A 2,337-nucleotide genomic window follows, 5' to 3' on the forward strand; every position below is an offset into this window, starting at 1 on the left:
GGACGGGTGGGGGCCGCCGGGCATGCGCGGCACGTCGGGCGCGTTGGGCGCACCGGTGTCCGGAGTGGCGCGTCGGGTCGGGCTGGACGGATGGCCGTAGCCGAGGCCGATGACGTCCTCGTCGTCCTGGTAGTAACGGCCGCCCTGCGAGCCGTAGTTCTCCTGGTTCGCCTGCCGGTGCGGCGGGACCTCGAACGGGTCGTAGCTGGGCGGCGTCTCGCGCGCGGGCTGCTGGTACCGCTCGCGGTCGTACCACGGCGTCTCGAAGGGCGACTGGGCGGCGGCCGGCGGCGGGGGAACGGGCGTCCTCGCACCGGACGGCACCGGCCCTGTCGCGGTCGGGCCGTAGGCCACCGCACCGGACGACATCGGCCCGGCCGGCATCCCTCCCGCCCCCATCGGTCCAGTGGCCATGGGACCGGCGGGGGGCGGGCCGGCGGCCGCGGGACCGGGGGCCATGGGCACGCCGGTCGGGGCGGGCACCGGGTAGGGGACGGAGATCCGGGCGGGCGGCGGCTGCTCCAGCAGCAGCTTCAACTGGCTGCGCCGCCGTCCGTAGGCGAGGTACAGCAGCATCCCGGCCGCCATCCAGATGCCGAAGTACGCCCAGGTGCGCAGCTCCAGGTTCAGCATCAGCCACGCCACCAGCACGATCGTCAGCACGGCGGTCGTCCGCGCCGCCGGGACCCGGAACGGGCGGTGCAGGTCCGGCCGGTCGCGGCGCATCCGCAGCACGGACGCCGAGACGAACAGGAACGCGAACATCGTCCCGATGACGACCATGTGCTCCAGCGTCAGCACGTTGATCGTCTGCGACATCAGGACGGCGGCCGCTCCCGCGACCAGCGTGGCGCGGGTCGGGACGCGGTACCGGCCGATGCCGGAGATCTTGCGGGGGAGCAGGCCGTCCCGGGACATGGAGAACAGCACGCGGGTGAGGCTGATCAGCACCACCAGGATGACCGTGGTGAGCCCGAGCACCGCCCCCACGTCCACGATCTTGCCCATGGAGCTCGCGCCGACCGCCCCGAACGCGTTGCTGAGCGCGGGCTTGGCCGGGTCGAGCCTGCTGTAGCGGACCATCCCGAGCATCGTGACCGCGACGCCCAGGTACAGCACGACCGCGATGCACAGCGAGGCGATCATGCCGCGCGGGATGCGGCGCGGCGCGTCGTCGGTCTCCTCGGCGGCGGTGGCGATCAGGTCGAACCCGATGTAGGCGAACACGATCGCGGGGGTCGCGGCGAGGATGCCCCAGACGCCGAACACGTGCGGGGAGCCGCCGGTGACCGCGCCGGCCAGCGCGTCCAGGAGGGTCTGCGCGCTGTCGTCCGGCGCGGCCCGGGCCGGCGGGACGAACGGCGTGAGGTTGTGCGGGGCGAAGAACTTCAGCCCGGTCGCGATGAGCAGCCCGATCACGATCAGCTTCGCCAGCACCATGAACCACAGCGTCCGGATGCTCATCCGGCTCCCGATCGCGAGCAGCACGACGATGAGCACGAGGATGCCGAGCGCGAAGACGTCGAAGCCCTTCTCCTGCCCGATCACGCCCGCGAGCGCGCCCGGTATCGGGACGCCGAAGTCGTGCAGCGTCTGGGTGGCGAACAGCGACCAGGCGCGCGCGATGACCGACGCGGCGAGCAGCAGCTCCAGGATCAGCGACCAGCCGACGACCCAGGCCCAGACCTCGCCGAACGCGACGTAGCTGAACGAGTAGGCGCTGCCCGCGACCGGGATGATCGACGACAGCTCGGCGTAGGAGAGCGCGGCGAGCAGGCAGACGATCCCGGCGACGACGAACGAGACGATGACGGCGGGCCCGGCGGTCTGCGCGGCGAGCTGGCCGGAGATCTTGAAGATGCCGGAGCCGACCATCACGCCGAGGCCGAGCACGATCAGGTCGCGGGTGCGGTAGACGACCCGCAGCCGGTGCCGGCCGCCGTGCGTCTCTCCGGTCGCGCGCTCCACCGGAAGGCGGCGGAACATGTTGTTGGGCATGGCGAAGTCCCAGGTCTTAGGCGATGTTTCCCCAGGCCTGAACCCGCGCCGCTGTTCGCGAGACAGCACTGCTTGAAGGGCCCACAATTCCCCAAGAGCGGGTAAAACCGCAACGATTTCCCCGAGATTCGTGAGGCGGGAGGGGGGCCAACCGGGACGGGACGGGCGCCCGGACCCGTCCGGGGTCGGTCGGGACGCTGGCATTCGGACGAGATCGGTGACACGGTTGGGGACGCCGGTTCCGGAGGAGGTCCAGTGTCGTTCCCCGCGCCGTCCCGTCGCCGCGTCCGCCCACCCGCCGCCGCCACCGCCGCCGTCGCGGTCGTCGCGGCGCTGGCC

1 protein-coding gene is annotated in these 2,337 nt (G+C 72.4%); it reads right to left on the reverse strand.

Annotation, left to right across the window (positions count from 1 at the left end; all coding sequences use genetic code 11):
• A partial coding sequence (locus AB0J52_RS36760; protein WP_500187525.1) for an APC family permease occupies positions 1–1,998 on the reverse strand: 1,998 nt, incomplete at its 3' end.
• Positions 1,999–2,337 lie beyond the last annotated feature (339 nt).

Source organism: Spirillospora sp. NPDC049652, assembly GCF_040675125.1.
Taxonomy (GTDB): domain Bacteria; phylum Actinomycetota; class Actinomycetes; order Streptosporangiales; family Streptosporangiaceae; genus Spirillospora.